The organism is Balneola sp. EhC07, assembly GCF_001650905.1.
In the GTDB taxonomy this organism is placed as follows: domain Bacteria; phylum Bacteroidota; class Rhodothermia; order Balneolales; family Balneolaceae; genus Balneola.
This window is the reverse complement of record NZ_LXYG01000003.1, coordinates 21882-41470: the sequence shown is the minus strand read 5'-3', so window position 1 is coordinate 41470 and position 19589 is coordinate 21882. Positions and strand designations below refer to the sequence as shown.

At 36.9% G+C, this 19589-nt stretch carries 19 protein-coding genes and 1 tRNA gene; 13 read left to right on the top strand and 7 right to left on the bottom strand.

Annotated features, from left to right (window positions below):
- Window positions 1-64: 64 nt before the first annotated feature.
- Window positions 65-1255, top strand: a complete 1191-nt coding sequence (locus A8B79_RS02580) for a glycosyltransferase family 4 protein (RefSeq protein ID WP_066217644.1) — start codon at window positions 65-67, stop codon at window positions 1253-1255.
- 3 nt (window positions 1256-1258) lie between these two features.
- Here the strand turns inward: A8B79_RS02580 and A8B79_RS02575 are convergent, their stop codons facing one another.
- The 3 genes from A8B79_RS02575 to gatC are packed head-to-tail and all read right to left on the bottom strand — an operon-like array spanning window position 1259 to window position 5321.
- A complete protein-coding gene (locus tag A8B79_RS02575; protein WP_066217642.1) occupies window positions 1259-2560 on the bottom strand; it encodes a hypothetical protein in 1302 nt (433 codons plus the stop codon).
- The gene (locus tag A8B79_RS02570; protein WP_066217640.1) at window positions 2553-5030 is read right to left on the bottom strand and encodes a YfhO family protein; all 2478 of its coding nucleotides are present in this window, start codon (window positions 5028-5030) and stop codon (window positions 2553-2555) included. Before A8B79_RS02570 ends, A8B79_RS02575 begins: the two co-directional genes overlap by 8 nt.
- 3 nt (window positions 5031-5033) lie before the next feature.
- Window positions 5034-5321, bottom strand: a complete 288-nt coding sequence (gene gatC / locus A8B79_RS02565; RefSeq protein WP_066217635.1) for an Asp-tRNA(Asn)/Glu-tRNA(Gln) amidotransferase subunit GatC — start codon at window positions 5319-5321, stop codon at window positions 5034-5036.
- A gap of 138 nt (window positions 5322-5459) precedes the next feature.
- Between gatC and A8B79_RS02560 the strand changes: the two genes are divergently transcribed.
- From A8B79_RS02560 to A8B79_RS02520, 9 genes are all read left to right on the top strand, one after another.
- The gene (locus A8B79_RS02560) at window positions 5460-5732 is read left to right on the top strand and encodes an HPr family phosphocarrier protein (protein WP_066217633.1); all 273 of its coding nucleotides are present in this window, start codon (window positions 5460-5462) and stop codon (window positions 5730-5732) included.
- Window positions 5725-7440: a phosphoenolpyruvate--protein phosphotransferase gene (ptsP, locus tag A8B79_RS02555; RefSeq protein ID WP_066217632.1), complete on the top strand. Its 1716-nt coding sequence runs from the start codon at window positions 5725-5727 to the stop codon at window positions 7438-7440. Before A8B79_RS02560 ends, ptsP begins: the two co-directional genes overlap by 8 nt.
- Entirely contained in the window at window positions 7441-8490 is a 1050-nt protein-coding gene (locus tag A8B79_RS02550) for a bifunctional phosphoglucose/phosphomannose isomerase (protein WP_066217630.1), read from the top strand.
- A 20-nt stretch (window positions 8491-8510) separates the two neighbouring features.
- Window positions 8511-9290 carry a biotin--[acetyl-CoA-carboxylase] ligase gene (locus A8B79_RS02545; RefSeq protein ID WP_066217628.1) on the top strand — a complete coding sequence of 260 codons (780 nt, stop codon included), beginning with the start codon at window positions 8511-8513 and terminating at the stop codon, window positions 9288-9290.
- Window positions 9262-10590 (top strand): tRNA lysidine(34) synthetase TilS, encoded by a 1329-nt coding sequence (tilS, locus tag A8B79_RS02540; protein WP_066217626.1) that lies wholly within the window; start codon window positions 9262-9264, stop codon window positions 10588-10590. Before A8B79_RS02545 ends, tilS begins: the two co-directional genes overlap by 29 nt.
- Window positions 10587-11153, top strand: coding sequence for a hypoxanthine phosphoribosyltransferase (gene hpt, locus A8B79_RS02535; RefSeq protein ID WP_066217624.1), 567 nt, complete (start codon window positions 10587-10589; stop codon window positions 11151-11153). The genes tilS and hpt overlap by 4 nt, the downstream gene beginning before the upstream one ends.
- A gap of 52 nt (window positions 11154-11205) precedes the next feature.
- Window positions 11206-11294, top strand: a tRNA-Ser gene (locus tag A8B79_RS02530).
- 59 nt (window positions 11295-11353) lie between these two features.
- Complete coding sequence (locus A8B79_RS02525; protein WP_066217622.1) at window positions 11354-11932, top strand: DUF2179 domain-containing protein; 579 nt, start codon at window positions 11354-11356, stop codon at window positions 11930-11932.
- A 148-nt stretch (window positions 11933-12080) separates the two neighbouring features.
- Window positions 12081-12752: a mechanosensitive ion channel family protein gene (locus A8B79_RS02520; RefSeq protein ID WP_066217620.1), complete on the top strand. Its 672-nt coding sequence runs from the start codon at window positions 12081-12083 to the stop codon at window positions 12750-12752.
- Between the two features lie 55 nt (window positions 12753-12807).
- On the opposite strand, the gene A8B79_RS02515 is transcribed toward A8B79_RS02520, so the two are convergent.
- Window positions 12808-13542, bottom strand: coding sequence for an aminotransferase class IV (locus A8B79_RS02515; RefSeq protein ID WP_066217618.1), 735 nt, complete (start codon window positions 13540-13542; stop codon window positions 12808-12810).
- Window positions 13539-14462 (bottom strand): aminotransferase class IV, encoded by a 924-nt coding sequence (locus A8B79_RS02510; protein ID WP_066217616.1) that lies wholly within the window; start codon window positions 14460-14462, stop codon window positions 13539-13541. Before A8B79_RS02510 ends, A8B79_RS02515 begins: the two co-directional genes overlap by 4 nt.
- 206 nt (window positions 14463-14668) lie before the next feature.
- On the opposite strand from A8B79_RS02510, the gene A8B79_RS02505 reads away from it, so the two are divergent.
- Window positions 14669-15805 carry a baeRF7 domain-containing protein gene (locus tag A8B79_RS02505; protein ID WP_066217614.1) on the top strand — a complete coding sequence of 379 codons (1137 nt, stop codon included), beginning with the start codon at window positions 14669-14671 and terminating at the stop codon, window positions 15803-15805.
- A gap of 24 nt (window positions 15806-15829) precedes the next feature.
- Here A8B79_RS02505 and A8B79_RS02500 read toward each other — a convergent pair whose 3' ends face one another.
- Window positions 15830-16252, bottom strand: coding sequence for a secondary thiamine-phosphate synthase enzyme YjbQ (locus tag A8B79_RS02500; RefSeq protein ID WP_066217612.1), 423 nt, complete (start codon window positions 16250-16252; stop codon window positions 15830-15832).
- A gap of 389 nt (window positions 16253-16641) precedes the next feature.
- On the opposite strand from A8B79_RS02500, the gene A8B79_RS02495 reads away from it, so the two are divergent.
- Both A8B79_RS02495 and A8B79_RS02490 read left to right on the top strand, forming a co-directional pair.
- Window positions 16642-18177, top strand: a complete 1536-nt coding sequence (locus A8B79_RS02495) for a SulP family inorganic anion transporter (RefSeq protein WP_066217610.1) — start codon at window positions 16642-16644, stop codon at window positions 18175-18177.
- Between the two features lie 48 nt (window positions 18178-18225).
- Entirely contained in the window at window positions 18226-19104 is an 879-nt protein-coding gene (locus A8B79_RS02490; RefSeq protein WP_066217607.1) for a YihY/virulence factor BrkB family protein, read from the top strand.
- Here the strand turns inward: A8B79_RS02490 and A8B79_RS02485 are convergent, their stop codons facing one another.
- Window positions 19105-19584, bottom strand: a complete 480-nt coding sequence (locus tag A8B79_RS02485; protein ID WP_066217605.1) for a GyrI-like domain-containing protein — start codon at window positions 19582-19584, stop codon at window positions 19105-19107.
- Window positions 19585-19589 lie beyond the last annotated feature (5 nt).

The window sequence follows — 19589 nt, the reverse complement described above, 5'->3', positions numbered from 1 at the left end:
CTCAATTTCATTCTTTTATGACTTCAATGATTGCTAATTTAATCATCAAAAAAATATCGGTTTTATGAAAGTGTTAATGGTACTTGATCAGAAGTTTCCACCAGATCTAAGAGTAGAAAAAGAAGCTTCATCTTTGTTAAAAGCCGGTTACGAAGTTAGCATTCTTTCCATGGGAGACTATGATAAAAGTGAAACCGTAACCATCAGAGGTGTCAAGGTTTATAGGGTAGCTCTTTCTAAATTCATTGGCAACAAGATGCACGGTCTGGCAGCAATGATTCCGTGGTTAGATATTTATGTTGCGAATCAAGTATTAAAGATATTTAGAACTAATAAATATGATGTAATTCATATGCATGATTTATATCTGTTTGGTGCTATAAAAATTCTCAGGAAGAAGTTAAAAGCGATTTTTATAGGGGATCTTCATGAGAATTATATTGATGCTCTAAGAGACTACAAATGGAGCACTACTTACCCGAATAAGTTATTTATTTCATTTAAGAAATGGGAAAAAAAAGAGAAGGAGTGGTTACAATTATTTGATCATTTAATAGCGGTAAATGAGGGAATGAGGCAAAAAAATATTTTAAAAGGGGTAAATGAAAAAGACATCACCGTAGTTGCCAATAGTATAGATACAAAACAGTTTGATGAATATGGTATCGATCAATCAATTATTGAAAAATTTAAACCCTTTTTCACTTTAATATATATTGGGGGCTTCATAAGCAACAGAGGGTTGGAGCACGTTATAAAAGGTATGGTCGAACTTAAAAATTTAAGTAAGAAGATCAGGCTTGTTTTGGTGGGAGATGGTGAAATGAGAGAAACCTTGGAAGCACTGAGCAAAGAATATGAAGTAGAAGATGTAGTTATGTTTGAAGGATTTCAGTCTCAGGAAAAGATAAAATCATATTTATTATCCAGTGATATTGGTTTAGTACCTTTTAAAAGAACTCCACAGACTGATAATTCAAGTTCGAATAAACTATATCAATATATGTATTACGGATTACCCATTTTAGCTACCAATTGCACTTCTGTAAAGAAAATGGTTGAGGAGAATAACTGTGGTGTTGTTTACGAAGATGGTGATAGCATAGGATTTTCTAAACATGTAACCGAACTTTTTAAAGATCCCGAAAGAATAAAGAAATATTCGGTGAACGGAATTAATGCAGTGGAAAATAAATTTAATTGGAAAATAGAGGAAGACAAATTAATCTCTATTTATGATTCCCTGAAAGCCTAAAATTTATTTTTTGTTTCTCAATATGCCACTAACCTTTTTAGTTAATTCAAATCTGGAGAAAGGGTGCTTTATTAAATCATTACTCCAGCTGTTGTATGGTTCTGTGCCTGACTTAATGAGACCAATTAATTTTTCAGCAAGCTTATCAGTATCATCATAACCAAAGGTTAAACCAAGATTAAACTCAGTTATAAGTTTAGCTGCGTCCCCTTTTTGGGGACCAATAAATAAAATGGGTTTTTGTGCGCCAATGTAATCAAATATCTTTCCGGTTATTATAAGCTCGTTGTCTTCTGTATCAGGAATTACCAACAATAAAAGATCAGCGGTCTGCATTTCTTTTTTAGCAGCTTTATGAGGAATATATCCATGGTAACTGATCAGATCTTGCAATTCATATCTATTTATGATCTCCTTTACTTTTTCATTAAATGAGCCAAAAAATGATACTTTGATCTTTTTTCTCAGATCATCATCGAGTGAACTCAGAGCTTTAAAAAATGAGTGAGGAATTGCTGCTTCAGTCATACTCCCAACATACTTAATGGATAGTGCATCAGGATTACGCTTATCATTAGTTAACTCAAAATCTTCATGATCAAACCCATTTGTAATTGTGTGATAGTGACGGTCAAAAACACTTTGCTGTACTTTATTCATACTATCTGAAACAACAATCACTTCATCGGCTTTTGTTAAACACTTTTTTTCTAACGAAATATCTTTCTTTGAAGCTCTATCTGTTCTGGGCAGATGCTGGTTATAGAAAATTTGACTCCAGGGATCTCTCATATCCATGATCCAATTCAGGTCAGGATATTTTGTTTTTAGTTTTAAACCAATTAGATGAGTTGAATTCGGCGGACCTGTTGTAATGACTTGTTCTATTCCATATTCAGAGATAATTGTTTCAGCCTTCTTAAAAGCAAAAGGAACCCAACCTATTCTTGCATCAGGAATAAAGAAATTAGCCCTTATCCAGATTCCAATTTTTTTTAATAAAGAACCATCATTTGAAAAAGCAGTTGATGGAGTGGAAACCTCTTTATCCGTTTTTCCAGTCAATCCGCCAAACAGAGAATATGGTTCAATGCTTTTTGATCTGAAGACTTTTAAAGTTGATGAAACTTCGTCTTTTAAAGAATCATCAACTAGTGGATATGTTCCATTTTCGACAGTTAATACAAAAGGTTCTATATTAAACTTTGGTAAATACTTGGCAAATTTAACCCACCTTTGAACACCGGAACCTCCACTTGGAGGCCAGTAATAAGTGATGATCAGAACTTTTGTTTTTTCATTCACTATTTGAAGTATTATTTCTGAAGTAGGTTACTCCAAATGCTAAAGCGATCAGTACTTGAGCAACCAAAGAAATCCACCCTAAAGTAACTCCTAAAGAATAAGAAGAAGGCTTAAATTCCATAACAAGCTCATGGTCTCCGGCTGGGATCTTCATACCTCGAAGCACATAATTTGTTTTTAAGATTTCAATTTCTTCTCCATTTAACGTAGCAACCCAACCCGCAGGGTAGTATATCTCACTGAGCACCAGAAAACCGGGTGTTGATCTTGATACATTAAGAGTTATTTCAGAACCGGTATAATTAGTTATGGAAACCTCGGAAGTAGAATCTGTTGAAATCGGAATTTGATCAGAATTTTCGACTACGGCTACTTTGGAATAATCGACTTCCGGATTGCTGACGAAGTCAAAAGCTTCGTTTGGAGTATCTGCATAAACAAGAGAGTCTACAAAGAAAGCTTTGGGTAGTATTTTCTGATTTTCGTAAACCGTCCCTGAATTTCCATCGAAAACAGGTGTTAATCCCTGAAAAGGCAGTCCCGGGCGGAAGTTTACGTACTTAACATTTAGTGCTCCCAGTAGATTTAAATTCAAGCCTCCACTCTGAGTGTAAAGCGGTCCACCCGGAGAAGTGATATCGGATACAATGCTAAGTTTAGCACCAGTATATCCCCCTACCGTTGGGTAGAAATAAGAGGGAGTCGCTTCTTGAAACGGGCTTACCAAAAGCGGAAATACTCTGTATCGGTATTCACCATTTTCAGAATATATATTATCGATAATATATTGGTCAATGTCTCTTTTCTGAGACTCCAGGTATTTTCCGGGGTTTACGTTAGCGTTTACAATTACTCGTTCGGGAACGTAGCGCTTGCCAACACTTATCATATCGAACCCTGTAATAACTATAAGCCCGAGCGAGGCTAATGTGACAGATAGTTTCTTTTTAAGCGCAAACCAGATCAGTGCTCCTGCAAAAATCAGAAACAGACCCAATCGGAATACATCTTTATTTGCACTTTCTTGTCTGTCAGGCACAAAGTTTTGCTGTACATAAGTACTCGCTCTTTGCTGAACCTGTGGATTATCAGGACTAACATTATTTTGTTGAGCAATCTGATTAGCAATATTTGCAACTTCACCTGACTTTGTATAATCCATGGTTTTAACCTGAACAAGTACAAATACAAATATTAATACAGCCGTGCCAAGTGGAGCATATAACTCTTTTAGTTGAGGAGTTTTCTGCTTTACAAAATCAAAAAACCAATCTAATCCATAAACTGCGACTACGGTATAACAAAAAGATGTAAGGACTAACCAGGTTTCGGGTGCTCGGAATTTGTTAAAGAAAGGGATGTAATCAAAAGCTAACTCATTGAAGAAAGCAAAATTTTCTCCCCATGCAAACAATAACGCCAATGTACCGGTTCCAAAGAATACAAACATAGTTCTGCTTTTTTGGCGAAACAGAGCAATTAATAAAAAGGGTAAAAGCAGAGCACCTAAGTAGTGCGGACCTGATGTCACAGATTTAGGGCCAAAATAAGTTGGAGACGCCCCTCCAAATATTTCAGGGACTAATAAAGTTAATGATTCTTTAATTCCTTGAGACCAAGCGAAAGCATAGCCTGTAGAAAGTCCCGTTGTTCCATCTAAAGCTGAACCACCTCTAATGCTGTATTGGGAATATTCCTGTAGAGTAAGGAAGTTTTGTGCATGACCAAGAATCCCAATAACTCCGCCAAGGACAAGCAATCCGGTTACAATACCAAATTGCTTTAAGTTCTTTTCCTGGATCAGCTTCCATGAATTTGCAATCCATAAAAATCCCAATAAGTAAATGAAATAATATGTGATCTGCGGATGTCCGGAGCGCACTTCTAAGGCCATCGCAACAGAGAAGAGCAGTAATCCTGCCAGCTTATTTTTTGAGTGTGTAAGCTTCCAATATCCGGCGAGGACCCAAGGCGCGTATGCAAGCGCTACAAATTTCGAAGTATGACCTGCTCCAATGATTATTGGGAAATAAGTAGTTAACGAATAAAGCAAACTTCCGAATACAGCTGTTAATGGCTTGAATCCCATCAAGATCAGTAAAAAATACATTCCAGATAACATTACCCAATATGGAAAAGCTGGATAAATACTGTTAAAAAATCCGGACAAACGGTCAATATTAGGGATCTCATTCTTTACGGATACCACATAGGCGGGCATCCCCATATACATGTTTTCAGCCCAAAGCGGCTCTTTGCCATATTGCTCTCTGTATTCAATAATTGATTCAGCTCCGGCTCTCCACTGAGTAATATCGTGTCGTTGAAATTCTTTACCTCCGATTGTAGTAGCCGTGAATAAAATAAAAGGCACCAAAAAAAGTACAGCCAGTGCAATAAGGTGTTGTTTAACTTCTGAAAGATTATAAAAGAAACCGTCTTCAGAAGTATTCTTGTTTTGTTCGGTCATAAATTACTCAATTACTTTAGGTACGCGGAAATAATCAGAGTCGGCATCCGGTGCATTTTTGAGAGCGTCTTCGTGAGATACAGGCTCCTTGGCTTCGTCTTTTCTGAATCTGCTGTCCAAATCAATTACGTGTTCTAAAGGCTCTACATTTGAAGTATCTACTTCATTTAAAAGCTCCATATAATCTAAAATACTGCTCATATCCTTAGCATAGGACTTCGCTTCTTCATCAGTTACCTGAAGCCTTGCAAGGTTAGCTATATAATGGACATCTTTTTCTGATACAGACATATAGTATTTATTATTAATTTAAATGAGGGTGAATTTAAGAAAGATTATGTGAAAGGTTAATTCTATATTCAAAAAAAGACTTAATGCTTGGGAAATCATTGAAATTATACTCATTTTCGCACAGCTAATTCATTAAGTATGATAAAGAAGAAAATAACGATTAAGAATTCATCAGGTTTACATGCCAGACCATCGGCAGCATTGGTGAAAACTGCGAGTAAATTTTCATCGGATTTTTTTATTCATTTTTATGGTTATAAAGTTAACGGGAAAAGCATTCTGGGAGTGATGACCTTAGCCGCTGAACATGGTGCAGAACTTGAACTTGAATTTGAAGGGAGTGATGAGAAAGAGGCTATGAAAACAATTACTGAGTTGATTGATAATAAATTTGGCCTTAAGGATGAGTAAAGTTGAGAGTGTTGATCATAAAGTTATAAGTGGGATTTCAGCAAACTCCGGTATTGCTATAGGAAATATTGTTTGTATCAACAGTAACAGAAGGAAAGTGCTTCCCAAATCAATATCTGAAACGGAAGTAGATAATCATCTGAAAATATTTAAAGATGGAAGAACAGCTCTACTAGATGAATTGTCAGGTATGTTGGATTATCTTGATGAACAATCAGGATCAATTATTGATACCCAAAAACAAATTGTTTTAGATTCTGAAGTTGAAAAAAGGGTAGAGTCTTTGATAAAAGAGGAATTGCTCTCCAGTGATTTTGCTGTTTATAAAACATTTTGTGATTTCATAGAGCGTTTAAAAGAAAGTGGATCAGAGTTATTTCGGCAACGAATAGTGGATCTTGAAAATTTAAGAGATCGGTTCATCGATGTAATATGTGATGACGATAAAAGCTTTTCTATTAAAAAAGGGACTATTCTTGTAACCAAAGAGCTAAGTCCTACAGAACTAGTGTCCCTCCATGCTGAAGGCCTTTCCGGGTTGGTGATGGAAAAAGGTGGAATCACATCGCATGCAGCATTAATAGCTCAATCTCTGGAGATCCCGTGTATTGTCAGCGCTAAGAGTGCAACATCTAAAGCATTTAACACTAAAGGAGTACTGGATGGCCGGGAAGGAGTTCTGATTCTTGATCCGGAAAAAGAGATTCTGGATAAATATAAAATCAAACTTAAAAAGCTTAAGAAAACACAGAGAAGATTACTCAAAAATATTAATGAGCCATCTCGAACTAAATCAGGAACTGAATTTTTTCTTTCTGCAAATATAGAATTTGAGTCAGAACTGAACCAATTGAAGAAATATAATGCTACAAATATTGGTCTGCTAAGAACAGAAGGGTTGCTATTCAGCAATAAGACTGAATTCGATGAACAACTCAGGTTTTATGATTCCGTGATATTAGCAACTGAGGGTAGTGTTACATTTAGGCTTTTTGATGTAGGTGGTGATAAATTAAATGCTAAAATTCCGGAAGAAGCCAATCCCTTTTTAGGGTGGAGAGGAATCAGAATGCTTTTGGATGAAAAAGAACTGTTGGAAACCCAACTGAAAGCATTATTGATTTGTGCAGGAAAGTATAAAGGTCGAGTTAAAATTTTGGTTCCCATGATTTCTGTTGAGGAAGAAATTATAGCATTGAAAGCCATAATTGAAGAACTTCAAAGTAAATTGAGAAATGAAGGGATTAAGATTGATGAAAAAGTAGCTCTTGGAGCAATGATCGAAGTTCCAAGCGCGGCACTAAATGCCAAAAATCTTGCAAAACATTTAGATTTTATGAGTATTGGTACTAACGACCTAACTCAATATACCATGGCTGTGGATAGGGGAAATGAAAAGATATGTTCATTGTATCAACAGCAACACCCGGCAATTTGGGAACTTATTAAGATAACAGTTGAAGCAGCAGCAAAAACCAATACTGAAATTGCAGTTTGCGGAGAACTGGCCGGTAATGTACTTGGCGCATGCGGTCTGGTTGGCTTAGGTATCAGAAATTTAAGTATGATCTCAAATGCGATACCAAGAATTAAAGAAGAACTTATAAGTCATAATGATTCTGAGTTTGACGAACTTGCAGAATCCTTTTTGGCGGCATCAAATACAACGCAAATAAAAGAAATATTCGAAGACTGGAGAGTTCATTAAATGAAGATCAGTAAAGAACTAATAAACAAAGTAGATTCCGAAAACATGTGGGATTTGATATCAAACTTTCCAAAGCACTGGAAAGAGGTGATGAAACTCACAGAAGACGTTGAGCTAAATATTGATAGATCGAGAATCAAAAATATTTGTTTTGCAGGTATGGGCGGTTCTGCAATTGGAGCGGATCTCATTCGGGCATATTCCTTAAAGTCTTGTCCTTATCCGGTTCAGGTAAACAGGCATTATGAAATTCCAAATTACATAGACGAAAGTACCCTTTTTATAGCCTGCAGTTTTTCAGGAAATACAGAAGAAACCTTAAGTGCTCTGAACTCTGCGATGGCAAAAGGAGCACAGATCATTGGAGTTACTTCCGGCGGAGAATTAAAGAAGCAAGCCATAGAGCATGAGTTTGATTATATACAAATTCCGGGAGGTATGCCTCCAAGAGCAGCTTTAGCATATAGTTTTGTACCTCTTTTCAGAATATTTCAAACATTGGAATATCTGGATGAGTCAGATAGTGTTTTGGATGATACTTATAATTTATTGAGTGACGGGGTATCAAAATTTATTGATATAGATGATAATGACGCTTTGGCTTTAGCTCGTGAGCTGAATGAATCTCTTCCAATTATTTATAGCGATGCACTATTAATGGAACCGGTTAATTTGCGTTGGAGAGGACAGATTGAAGAGAATTCCAAAATGATAGCGTTTGGAAACCTTATCCCGGAAATGAACCATAATGAAATTGTGGGTTGGGAACATATTGCTCATCTGGCAGGTAGACTTACAGTAGTAATGCTGAAGGATCGGGATGATAATCCGAGGGTTACTAAAAGGATGGAAATAGTAAAAGAATTAGTTATGGATCAGGCTTTATCTGTTATTGAGATCTCAACCATAGGAAACAGTAGATTGGAAAGAATGTTTTCTTTAGTACAACTGGCAGATTGGGTAAGTATGTATTTAGCATTATTAAATGAAATAGATCCAACTCCAATTGCAAAAATAGACATCCTGAAAAGTAAACTTGCAGAAGTTTAGTAATATTTAAAATCTCAGCTTTGTTTGACAACAAATTATTTCAACAGCAGCTTACCACTAGTTGGGTTGGTCACGAATTAATACTTCTCAAAGAAATTGATTCAACCAATAACTATGCAAAGCAAATAGAAAAAGCCATTCCCGGCACAGTTGTCTTAGCTGAGGATCAAACAGCAGGTAAAGGGCAGCACAAAAAGGCCTGGACTTCAGAACCCGGAAAAAATCTTACTTTTAGTATAGTCTTTACACCAACACAAGCTGACAGAATATCGCTTTTGACATTGGCATGTGCTTCAGCAATTGAAGATGTAGTATGTAAGTACTTTGATAATTGTTCAATAGATCTGAAGTGGCCCAATGATGTAATTTGCAATGGAAAAAAAATATCCGGATTACTTACAGAAGTGATTCATAACGGAAATAAGGTAGACAGAGTTATTGTAGGAATCGGCCTGAATGTTAATCAGGAAAAGTTTGAAGGAGAGTTGAACGACATTGCTACTGCTATGAAAGCAATTTCAGGAAAGGAAGAATCCAGAGAACAATTGCTATGTGATCTGTTGGTACGCATAGAGTATAATTATCAAAGGTGGGTAAATAACAGTATAGAGCTTATAAAAGAGATCAATCCAAAACTGCAGGGTTATGGCGATTGGATCACTTTAGAGGTCGACGGAAAATCATTATCAGATAAAAATAAATTTCTAGGGATGAACGAACTTGGTTCTCTTCAGGTGTTGAATAAAGAACTTGGAGTAGATACCTTCTCCTATGAGCAAATCAGAGTACTTGTTGATTGAACAAGGAATTTCAAATAAAGTAAGCAGATATTTTTCCGGAACACCAAAATTCGTTATTGGAGTAAGCGGTGGTGCGGATTCGATGGCGCTGTTGTATGCGCTCAAGCAATTAAAGATTTCCTGTTTTGTAGTACATATCAACTATAGATTAAGGGGAGTTGAGTCTGATCAAGATCAGGAATTAGTTGAGCAAATGTCTTTTCAATGGGGATTTGAATGCTGTTCAGTGAGGTTAAATAAAGAAGAGATGCAGTCTGGAAATTTTCAAAATTGGGCGAGGAACGAGCGTTATAAGATATTTGAAGATTTAGCCGAAGAAGTAAAAGCAGATGCCATTGCCATTGCTCATCATCAGGATGATCAAATAGAGACCATCGTTCAGAAGTTATTCAGAGGGAGTAGTCCGGAATCCTGGACAGGAATGAAGGAATGGGATGCTCCGTTATTTCGTCCGATGTTGGAATTCAGCAAAGAAGAGATTCTGGCTTATTGCGATGAAAAATCCATTCCTTACAGAGATGATGAGAGTAATACTGATCCGAAATATTCAAGGAATTTTTTACGGGGTGAGTTTTCCGAAAAAATGAATAACCTGTTTCCCGGTTGGCAACAAAATGTACTGGGACTTTCAGACTTTGGAATGTTAAATGAAAAAATGCTGGATCAACTCTCAGAAGTGCATCTGGAAAAAGAAAGACTAAAGTTGGCGCCATTAAAAAAAATGGACGAGGTTTTAGCTCTGTCTTTGATAAAAAGATTTTTAGAGCAATTTATTCCTGTCGTATCAAAGGGAATTATTAATGAAGCATTTAGTCTTTTTTCAGCCCAGACAGGATCAGAGTTAAAAGTTTCAGATTCAGTTATTCTAGTAAAAGACAGAGATTATATTGTTCTGCAAAAAAAAGCAGAGTTTACTGAGGTCATAATCAAAGAGGAAGATATTGAGAATGTGTTTTCGGTACAGGGAACAGAATTTCGAATATCTGAACAGGTTGAATCAGAGTTATATTTAGATGCTGCTAAACTATCATTTCCATTATCTCTCAGAAGATGGAAAGCCGGTGATAAGATCCAGCCGCTTGGTATGACAGGGACTCAAAAAATATCTGATCACTTAACAAATCGGAAAGTTTCAACAGCAAACAGAGAAAAATCTTTGGTATTGAGCGATTCAGATGGTACTATTTACGCAATTATTTTTAAAGGAAACGATCCGGGCCCGGGAACAATTTCCGAGCTTTGTAAAGCAACCGATTCAACAAAACGTTATCTTTCGATAACATCAAAAAAGCAGGCATGAGTTATTACTTACCGGAAACCGTTGATTGCAACGGCGATACATTTAAAGTATTTATTACCAAAGAGGAGATTGAAGCAAGAGTCTCTCTGTTAGGAAAAAAATTAGACAAAGATTTTGAAGGCAAGCGACCGATCTTTATTGGGATCTTGAATGGCGCTTTTATTTTTCTTGCGGATATCATGCGGAGTGTTTCCATCCCTTGTGAGGTCGATTTTATGAAGCTTTCCAGTTACGGTGATGAAAAAGTTTCTTCAGGTCAGGTAACAGAGCTCAAAGAGATTGACGCCAAGGTGAAGGGAAGACATGTAGTTTTGGTTGAGGATATAGTGGATACGGGGCTTTCTATGAAATATATCGTTGAAAGAATGAATAGTTACGATCCGGCTTCTGTTTCGGTAGTAACTTTACTACATAAGAAAGATGCTACAAAACACGAAGTACAGATAGATTATGTGGGATTTGAGATCCCAACAAAATTTGTTTTGGGCTATGGTTTGGACTTCGCACAGGAAGGAAGAAATCTTGCTCAGATTTATGTGTTAGATTCTGAGCAGGAAAGTTAAATCTTAGATTGATTAGAGGTATTAACTAACGTATATTTGTTGCCCTTGTAAAGGAGAGGTGGCTGAGTGGCTGAAAGCGCTCCCCTGCTAAGGGAGTTTATATGGAAACATGTAACGAGGGTTCGAATCCCTCCCTCTCCGCAAGCCAATGTAAAGTAACCCCACACATAATTTATGTGTGGGGTTTTTATTTATCTATCATGTTCAGCCTGATCTCTCCAATTTTTATTCCTGTAATTATATTTTTTGCTCGCATTATGGATGTGAGTCTTGGTACTCTTCGTATCGTAATGGTTTCACGAGGGTATAAATACAAAGCCGCATTATTAGGGTTCTTTGAAGTGCTGATCTGGGCTTTTGTTGTTGCAGAATTGCTGAAGAACCTTAACAATTGGGTTAATTATGTAGCTTATGCCGGGGGATTTTCTGTAGGAACTTTTGTTGGTATGTACATTGAGAGTAAAGTGAAAGTAGGGACCATTATCGTTCGCATTATTACTCAGAATAAAAGAGAAGAATTGATAGAAAGTTTGAAAGAGGCGGGTTTTACAATAACGAGCATAGCTGGAGAAGGAGGGTTTGGACCGGTGAATATTATTTTTACTGTGCTCAAAAGGAGACGTTGGAATGAAGTTGTTTCCATTATAGAAAAGAATGACCCTGCCGCTTTTTATTCATCTGAAGATGTTACATACGCAAACTCATCCTTAGACTTGAGTAAGCTTGATTCTGATCGTGGAGCTACCAATAGACTACTGGGCTTGCGAAAAGGAATCTAAACATGGTTTTGCCTTGAATTTTGGTTGAGCTCTAATAGCTCATATACCTGAGGAGTAGAAGACCTCAGAAGTTCTTCTAATTAGTTTTTTACAATCTTATTGAGTAATAAGGAGGCAACCAAAAACTAACACTTACGAGGTACAGAACATGTTTGATGAAATCAAAGAGGTCTTGGTGCAATCCTATGAGACTTTTTTCAATGAATTAGCTTCCTTTCTTCCAAATATTATTGGGGCATTGTTGATTCTGATAATCGGTTGGATAATAGCAAAATTGGTAAAAACAGCTGCAGTAAGATTATTAAAATTAATTCGTTTGGATGTTGTGACCGAAAAAGCCAAGATCGATAAATTTTTGAAAGATGGTGGAAGTGATAAATCAGCCATAGATATTTTAGGAGGTATTATTTACTGGTTAATTATGCTGATCGTGATATTAGCAGGGCTGAATACTTTAGGCTTAGGAGTAGCATCTGAGCTTGTAAATCAGATAATACTGTACATTCCTAATGTTATTGTAGCGGTTTTGGCACTTATTTTTGGAGTATTCCTGGCCGGATTTATTGCTCAGATCGTAACCACGTATCTGTCTAATGTGGGTGTAGAGAATGCATCTGTTGTAGGCGCAGTCGCTAAATATGCTATTATATTCTTTGTAGTGTCTCTTTCTCTATCTCAGCTTAACATTGGAGATGAACTAGTTTCAAATGCATTCCTTTTACTATTTGGATCGGTATGTCTTGCTCTTGGTTTAGCCTTCGGTTTAGGTGGAAAAGAATGGGCTGCAAAAATGATAGAAAAAATGAGCAACAGAGATTAATGAATAGTTAGAATATAAAATACCCTGAAAGCCTTTCCGATTCGGAAGGGCTTTTTTATTTCAAAGCAATTTTTTCTAAGCGTTCGTAATGAGTCAGGGATTCACTTAGCAAAGCGTTAAGATTTTCCGGGAATGGATCCGTTTTTGGTTGATATTTCATAAAGCCGGTTGATTTATGAATATTACCATACCAATATTTAGCCCAAACCCCATCTTCAGGCCTTGCGCCCTTTTCCCAACTGAGCATATTTTCTTGATAGGGGATCGATATTTTTTCACAAAGTTTCTTCAGGATCCGCTCCGGGCTTTTAAGAAAAATCGTAGCATCTATAACTGCAGGAGTAATGTTTTCCTTTTCAAAATACTTCAAAAGTTCTGTGTGATCCTGATAACCTACATCTTTCATAGAAGGATTTTCAATGACTTTATCAAAAGATGGGAGCATTTCTTTGGGGTTTCTGGTCAGGATCACGTTAACAACATCGTGCATAAAACCTTTATTTAGATCTAGTAAATGATGTGTCATGTTTTTAAAAAAGACAACAGGTTTATCATGATTTCCCATCATCATTTCAATAACTTTATTCCCGTCTGTTTGCATGTCAGTCATTATTTCCTTTGCACCGGGATGGTATTCGTCGGCATTAGTTTGTGACAGATAATATCCGTAAAGAGGTTCATCAAAAACCCTTGTATCCGATCGTTGAGCAAATGAATACATTAAAGCTGTAGATATATTTCTTGGTCCTGACCACAAACAGATTCTTGTAATACCGTCTTTACTTTTCATGCTTTATTTCCTTTAACTCCTTCTTCAATAAGCTGATTGTATAACGAGCTTAGTTTTTTAGTCGAAGCACCATATTCACCATCCCCGATAATTCTTCCATCTATTTTTGTAACAGGAGTCAATCCACCAAAAGTGCCGGTTACGAAAGCTTCATCTGCTCCATAAACATCATATAAAGAAAAATCTTTTTGGAGACACGTTATACCAAATCTTTCACAGGCTTCTATTACTTTTCCTCTTGTTATACCGTTCATACAATACTGCCCTGTTGAGGTCCAGACTTCATCACCTTTAACAATAAAAAAGTTAGTGGCATTACAAGTGGAGACAAATCCATGGATGTCGAGCATTAATGCTTCGTCTGCGCCCGCTTCGATAGCTTGTACCAAGGCTTGTACTTCGTGAAGTTTACTATGGCAGTTTAATCTGGGATCTAAATAATCAGGAGATCCTCTGCGGATAGTGCTTGTAAAAAGAGTGATACCTTGCTCTTTAGTTTCAGAAGAGGCTTGTTTGTGTTCGGCAATAATTACAACATTAGGCCCTGATATAGTAAGTCTTGGGTCTTGAGAAGGTGTTTTTTTGATACCTCTTGTAACCATTACCCGGACATGAACATGGTCATTCATTTCATTAGCATCCAGAACCTTTCGTATATCTGCTACTAGATCTGCTTTGGTAAAAGGCAATTTCATTCCGACTGTAGCAGCAGCTTCCCAAAGTCTGGTCAAATGCTCATTCAGAAATACCAGAACACCTTGATGCAATCGAAATGCTTCCCATATGCCATCTCCCACAAGGTATCCACTATCAAAAACGGATATCTTCGCGTCTTTTCTGTCAAATAGTTCGCCGTTTATAGAAATCTTTATATGTTCGTTTCTATCATCATTTACTGCATTGTGAGTTCCGTGCACCATATTCTAACTTATTTTCTTGCTAATGTAGCAGGATTTATTGAGTACTTCATTTTTAATTTTACTCATGCCGATCGGGATTTTTTTAGAACTCAAAAATCAGAAATAGAGGAAGTGATCACAACTCCATCAAAGGTATTTGATAACATTGAATTAAACGAAATAAATTGGTGTTAGTAATATAAATTTCAAGAAAAAAAGGGATAGTAATGATTAACAGAGACACCATACTGGAACTAAATGAGATTGCGGGAAAAATTAGTATTTCAATATACATGACAACCAATAGATCAGAGCCGGAAGCCGGGCAGGATTCTTTACGATTTAAAAACATTTTAAAAGATCTGAGAAATGAACTATCCGAAAAAGGAATAGAGGATAAGAACATTGATGAGTTGTTATCAGAAGCAGATGCATTACTAAACGATTCAGAATTCTGGCGGTATAATGATGAAGGTCTGGCTTTATTCATCACAGAGGATTTTTTTAGATATTATCGATTGCCTTTCAAAACCGATGAGAGAATACTGATTGATAATCACTTTCTGGTTACTCCATTGATTCGAATGATGACTCTGGAAGGTACTTTTTGCATTTTATCAGTAAGTCAGAAAAATGTTCGTCTATTAAAATGCACTAGTGAAACCGTAGAAGAAATAGAATTAGAAGAAGCACCTTCTAACATGGAAGAGTTCAGAAAATTCGATGTTTATCAAAAAAGTGTTCAACAACATTCCGGAGAAAACAGAGGAGGAGCAATTTTTCATGGCCACGGTGGTGGAGATGATGATACAAAAGTGGTTGAGGAATATTTACGAAACATCGAAAATGAAGTCACATCAATTCTGCGTAAAAAAGAAGACCCTCTGATTCTTGCAGGAGTGGATAAGGCTGTAGCTCATTACCGAAAAGGAAATCATTATCACAGGCTAATGGATGAAGCAATTATTGAAAACCCTGACCTCCTGAACAATAAGGAACTCAAAGATAAAGGTTGGGAATTGATACAATCGTACTTTTTGAAAGGCATGTATGATGATTTGGAAAGGTTAGGAAACGCGTCAGAAACCGATAGATATTCCGGAGATTTACATGAAATTATTGAAGCGTCTTACTTCGGAAAAGTAGATACACTTTTTATTCCTACAGGTAAAGCTGTATGGGGCAGTTATAAAGTAGAAGAAAATCAATTCAGCATGATGGATTCTGAGAACGGTGAATATAAAAGAGATCTGCTGAATGCAGCGGCAATATATACGCTGAAAAAAGGAGGAAATGTATATTCACTTAAAGAGACCGAAGTGCCGGCAACGTCCGGTATGGCAGCTATTTTCAGGTATGCCTGATCTGATTTTTATAAACCAGAATATCTAAGTACCAATCAGAGTTACTACAATTTTGCGTGAGCCTCCATTGTTGCGATGCTCACAAAGATAGATTCCTTGCCATGTTCCAAGGTTCAATTTACCATTAGTGATAGGAATACTTACAGAAGAACCAAGTAGTGAACTTTTGATGTGAGAAGTCATGTCATCGGTGCCTTCTAAAGTATGTTCGTAAAGACTTATATCTTCCGGAACAGTTCTGTTGAAAAATGTTTCAAAGTCTGTACGGACGGTAGGGTCGGCATTTTCATTAATGGTTAAGCCGGCGCTTGTATGCTGAATAAAAACCTGCATAATGCCGGCGTTTATCTTTGTGATCTCCGGTACGTGTTGCAGAATCTCCCGGGTAACAAGATGAAAACCACGGCTTCTGGGCTTCAAAGAAAATTCTTTTTGAACTAAAGTCATTTTTGTTGGTAAGATAACAGATGTAGAAAGGTTTTGCTAAGTGATGAAACATCGAGCCACTTGTCTTTAATCCGGACCAATCAGATTTTGCCCCTGCATATTCTTAAAAAGAGAGAAAATGAAACCCGCACAAAAATTTATAAAACTAAGGGTTTTATCAACTGAAATTCATTAAACAGCTTCGGCTTTTACAATTGATTTCTGGGCTATCTCTCCACAAAACCGCTTCCAATACTAAAAATCATTTAAGTATTAATTATTACTTATTTCTCATACCTGATTTGGAAAGTCCTTAACTTATAAAGCTCAAAAAGAAACGATTCATCAACGAGAATTCCGGCAGAATACTAAAATAAAGTTGTGGAATTACTCGCCTATTAACATCAGGAATGAAAAGACTACTTAACCTCTATCGGTTCGATTTCTCGGAGCCGGTAAATTATAAAACAGAAATTCTATCAGGTGTAACGGTGTCACTGGCATTGGTTCCGGAAGCCGTGGCATTTGCTTTAATAGCAGGACTGTCTCCACTTACCGGTTTGTATGCTGCGTTTGTGATGGGGCTTGTGACATCGATCTTTGGTGGACGTCCGGGAATGATCTCCGGTGCAACAGGTGCTGTTGCAGTTGTGTTGGTTACTTTAGCTCAATCGCATGGAGTAGAATATATTTTTGCAACAGTAGTTCTGGCAGGGTTAATTCAGGTAACTGCAGGAATGTTAAAGCTCGGTAAATTAATGAGGCTGGTTCCACATCCTGTGATCTTTGGTTTTGTAAATGGATTAGCTGTGATCATATTTATGTCTCAATTAGCTCAGTTTAAGACTCCAACCGGTGAATGGATGACCGGAGATTCGTTATATATGCTACTTGGCTTGGTTGCTCTAACTATGCTGATCATTTGGGGATTGCCCAAATTAAGTAAAGCCCTACCGGCTTCTTTAATTGCAATCTTGGTAATTTTTGCGGTAGTAGTAACTTTTAATATCGATACAAGAACAGTGGGCGATATCGCTTCCATTAAAGGTGGTTTTCCTCCATTTCATATTCCTGCAATCCCTTTTACTCTGGAAACTCTAAAACTGATTTTTCCTTATGCGTTAATTATGGCAGGTGTTGGATTGATCGAAAGTTTGTTAACGCTGAATATTGTAGATGAGATTACAGAAACCAGGGGGCATGGAAACAAAGAAGCTGTAGCTCAGGGCGCAGCAAATATTCTGTCAGGCTTCTTTTCAGGGATGGGTGGTTGCGCAATGATCGGTCAAAGTTTGATAAACACTTCGGCAGGAGCAAGAGCTCGTTTATCAGGAATTGTAGCTGCGGTGATGCTTTTGGTATTCATTATGTTTGGATCAGGTTTGATCGAAAAGTTACCGATGGCAGCACTAACCGGTTTAATGATCATGGTTTCGATAGGAACCTTTGAATGGGCTAGTTTCAGTACGATAAACAGAATGCCAAATTCTGATATTTTTGTAATGGTGTTAGTAACATTAGTTACTGTATTCCTTCATAATTTAGCTCTGGCTGTAATTGTTGGGGTGATTATTGCGGCACTAGTATTTGCCTGGGATAACGCAAAGAGGATTCGTGCCAGAAAACATGTTGACGAAGACGGAATCAAACATTACGAGATATATGGACCTCTATTCTTTGGTTCTGTATCAGTATTTAATGAAAAATTTGATGTGCTGAATGATCCGGAAGAAATTATCATAGACTTTGCTGAAAGCAGGGTTGTGGACATGTCAGCGATAGAAGCTTTGAACAAGATCACAGAACGTTACTCTAAAGTCGGAAAGAAGGTGCACCTTCAGCATTTGAGCAAAGATTGCATTGCACTACTTGAAAATGCAGAAGCTATTATTGATGTGAATGTACTGGAAGACCCGAAGTATAAACTGGCTGTAGATAAGATTTAATTATAGTAAATTTTGAATGATTCAAGTGCTTGATTTGTATATTAAGTGATGAAGTACTGGAAAATATTCAAGAAGACGTTATCGGAATATGGTGTTCAGGATGCTATGAATTACAGCTCCTCAATAGCATTCTATCTTATCTTTTCATTGCCCGCAATTCTTATCATCACTATATATATTGCGGGTTCTGTATATGAAGATCAAGTTGTGAGAGATAGCCTCCTTGAGCAGTTTAATAATTTTTTTGGTCAACAGAGCGCAGAGGCGATCGACAAGATCCTTAGAAATGTGAACGAAGCAAGCGACTCAGTGATAAATCGAATAATTGGTTTTATAACATTGATAGTAAGTGCTACTACGGTTTTCGTGTCATTACAGGATGGGATCAATAAAGTGTGGGGAATTGTAGCTAAACCGGATAGCAACCTTTACAGAGTATTAAAGAACAGATTACTTTCTTTAGCAATGGCTGTAAGTGTTGGATTTTTGCTTCTGGTTTCATTGGTGATAGAAGCTTCATTGAATTTCTTTGACTCAAAAGTGATAGAAATTTTCTCTGAATCAGAATTCTATATAGCTAACACAATTAGCTTTAGCTTTTCTGTGATCGTAACAACATCAGTATTTGCCTGTTTATTCAAAATTATTCCCGATGCTGAAGTAAAATGGAAGAATGTATGGATGGGTGCACTTATCACTACAGTTCTGTTTGGGATTGGGAAATATATGATAGGCTTCTATCTGGGAGTCAGCTCATTCGGCAACGTATATGGCGCAGCAGGGTCTTTAGTGATCCTTCTTACCTGGATATTTTATTCTTCTATGATCGTTTTGTTCGGAGCTCAGTTTACAGCTGTATACTCTGAAGAAATAGAAGGAGGAATTAACACCTCAGAAAACGCAGAATTAGAAAGCGAAAACAGTTGATTATTTTATTGGCACCCAAACTTCTTCCAGCGATTCCGGGTTTTGAGGGCCAAGATATCTGTCATCAAGTACTTCAAAATGAGGCCGGTGATCCAATTCAAATTCTGAATCAGGAAGCCATTTCAGATGAATAAAATTCAAAGTCTTCTGAAAGTCAGCCATAGTACCTTTGTGAATAAACACAGCATATTTTCCACCCGGCAATTCCAGTGTTTCCATTTCTTTCGGGACAGATTCAAAGCTTTTTACTTCAGTTGCAGCCCAGTATTTAAAAATCAGTTTGGGATGAAAATCAGAATAGCTGAACAGGTTATCATAAATCTGAATTGAGTATTTCTCTCTGCCAACTTTGTTTTCGATAGACTTTACCTGAGGCATAAATCTTTGCCAAAGTCCCGGAGCTCCATAATCTGCTATTGAAGTATCAATACTCATGCCGATCAGTTTTTTGGGAGGTAACATTTTGATGTCTGGAGTCATAGTTT

Coding starts and splice junctions, on each gene's coding strand:
- A8B79_RS02550 (WP_066217630.1), top strand. CDS start 7,441: ATGAAGATCAGTAAAGAACTAATAAACAAAGTAGATTCCGAAAACATG.
- A8B79_RS02580 (WP_066217644.1), top strand. CDS start 65: ATGAAAGTGTTAATGGTACTTGATCAGAAGTTTCCACCAGATCTAAGA.
- ptsP (WP_066217632.1), top strand. CDS start 5,725: ATGAGTAAAGTTGAGAGTGTTGATCATAAAGTTATAAGTGGGATTTCA.
- A8B79_RS02560 (WP_066217633.1), top strand. CDS start 5,460: ATGATAAAGAAGAAAATAACGATTAAGAATTCATCAGGTTTACATGCC.
- A8B79_RS02570 (WP_066217640.1), bottom strand. CDS start 5,030: ATGACCGAACAAAACAAGAATACTTCTGAAGACGGTTTCTTTTATAAT.
- A8B79_RS02485 (WP_066217605.1), bottom strand. CDS start 19,584: ATGACTCCAGACATCAAAATGTTACCTCCCAAAAAACTGATCGGCATG.
- A8B79_RS02495 (WP_066217610.1), top strand. CDS start 16,642: ATGAAAAGACTACTTAACCTCTATCGGTTCGATTTCTCGGAGCCGGTA.
- A8B79_RS02505 (WP_066217614.1), top strand. CDS start 14,669: ATGATTAACAGAGACACCATACTGGAACTAAATGAGATTGCGGGAAAA.
- A8B79_RS02525 (WP_066217622.1), top strand. CDS start 11,354: ATGTTCAGCCTGATCTCTCCAATTTTTATTCCTGTAATTATATTTTTT.
- tilS (WP_066217626.1), top strand. CDS start 9,262: ATGAGCAAATCAGAGTACTTGTTGATTGAACAAGGAATTTCAAATAAA.
- A8B79_RS02520 (WP_066217620.1), top strand. CDS start 12,081: ATGTTTGATGAAATCAAAGAGGTCTTGGTGCAATCCTATGAGACTTTT.
- hpt (WP_066217624.1), top strand. CDS start 10,587: ATGAGTTATTACTTACCGGAAACCGTTGATTGCAACGGCGATACATTT.
- A8B79_RS02490 (WP_066217607.1), top strand. CDS start 18,226: ATGAAGTACTGGAAAATATTCAAGAAGACGTTATCGGAATATGGTGTT.
- A8B79_RS02510 (WP_066217616.1), bottom strand. CDS start 14,462: ATGGTGCACGGAACTCACAATGCAGTAAATGATGATAGAAACGAACAT.
- A8B79_RS02500 (WP_066217612.1), bottom strand. CDS start 16,252: ATGACTTTAGTTCAAAAAGAATTTTCTTTGAAGCCCAGAAGCCGTGGT.
- A8B79_RS02515 (WP_066217618.1), bottom strand. CDS start 13,542: ATGAAAAGTAAAGACGGTATTACAAGAATCTGTTTGTGGTCAGGACCA.
- gatC (WP_066217635.1), bottom strand. CDS start 5,321: ATGTCTGTATCAGAAAAAGATGTCCATTATATAGCTAACCTTGCAAGG.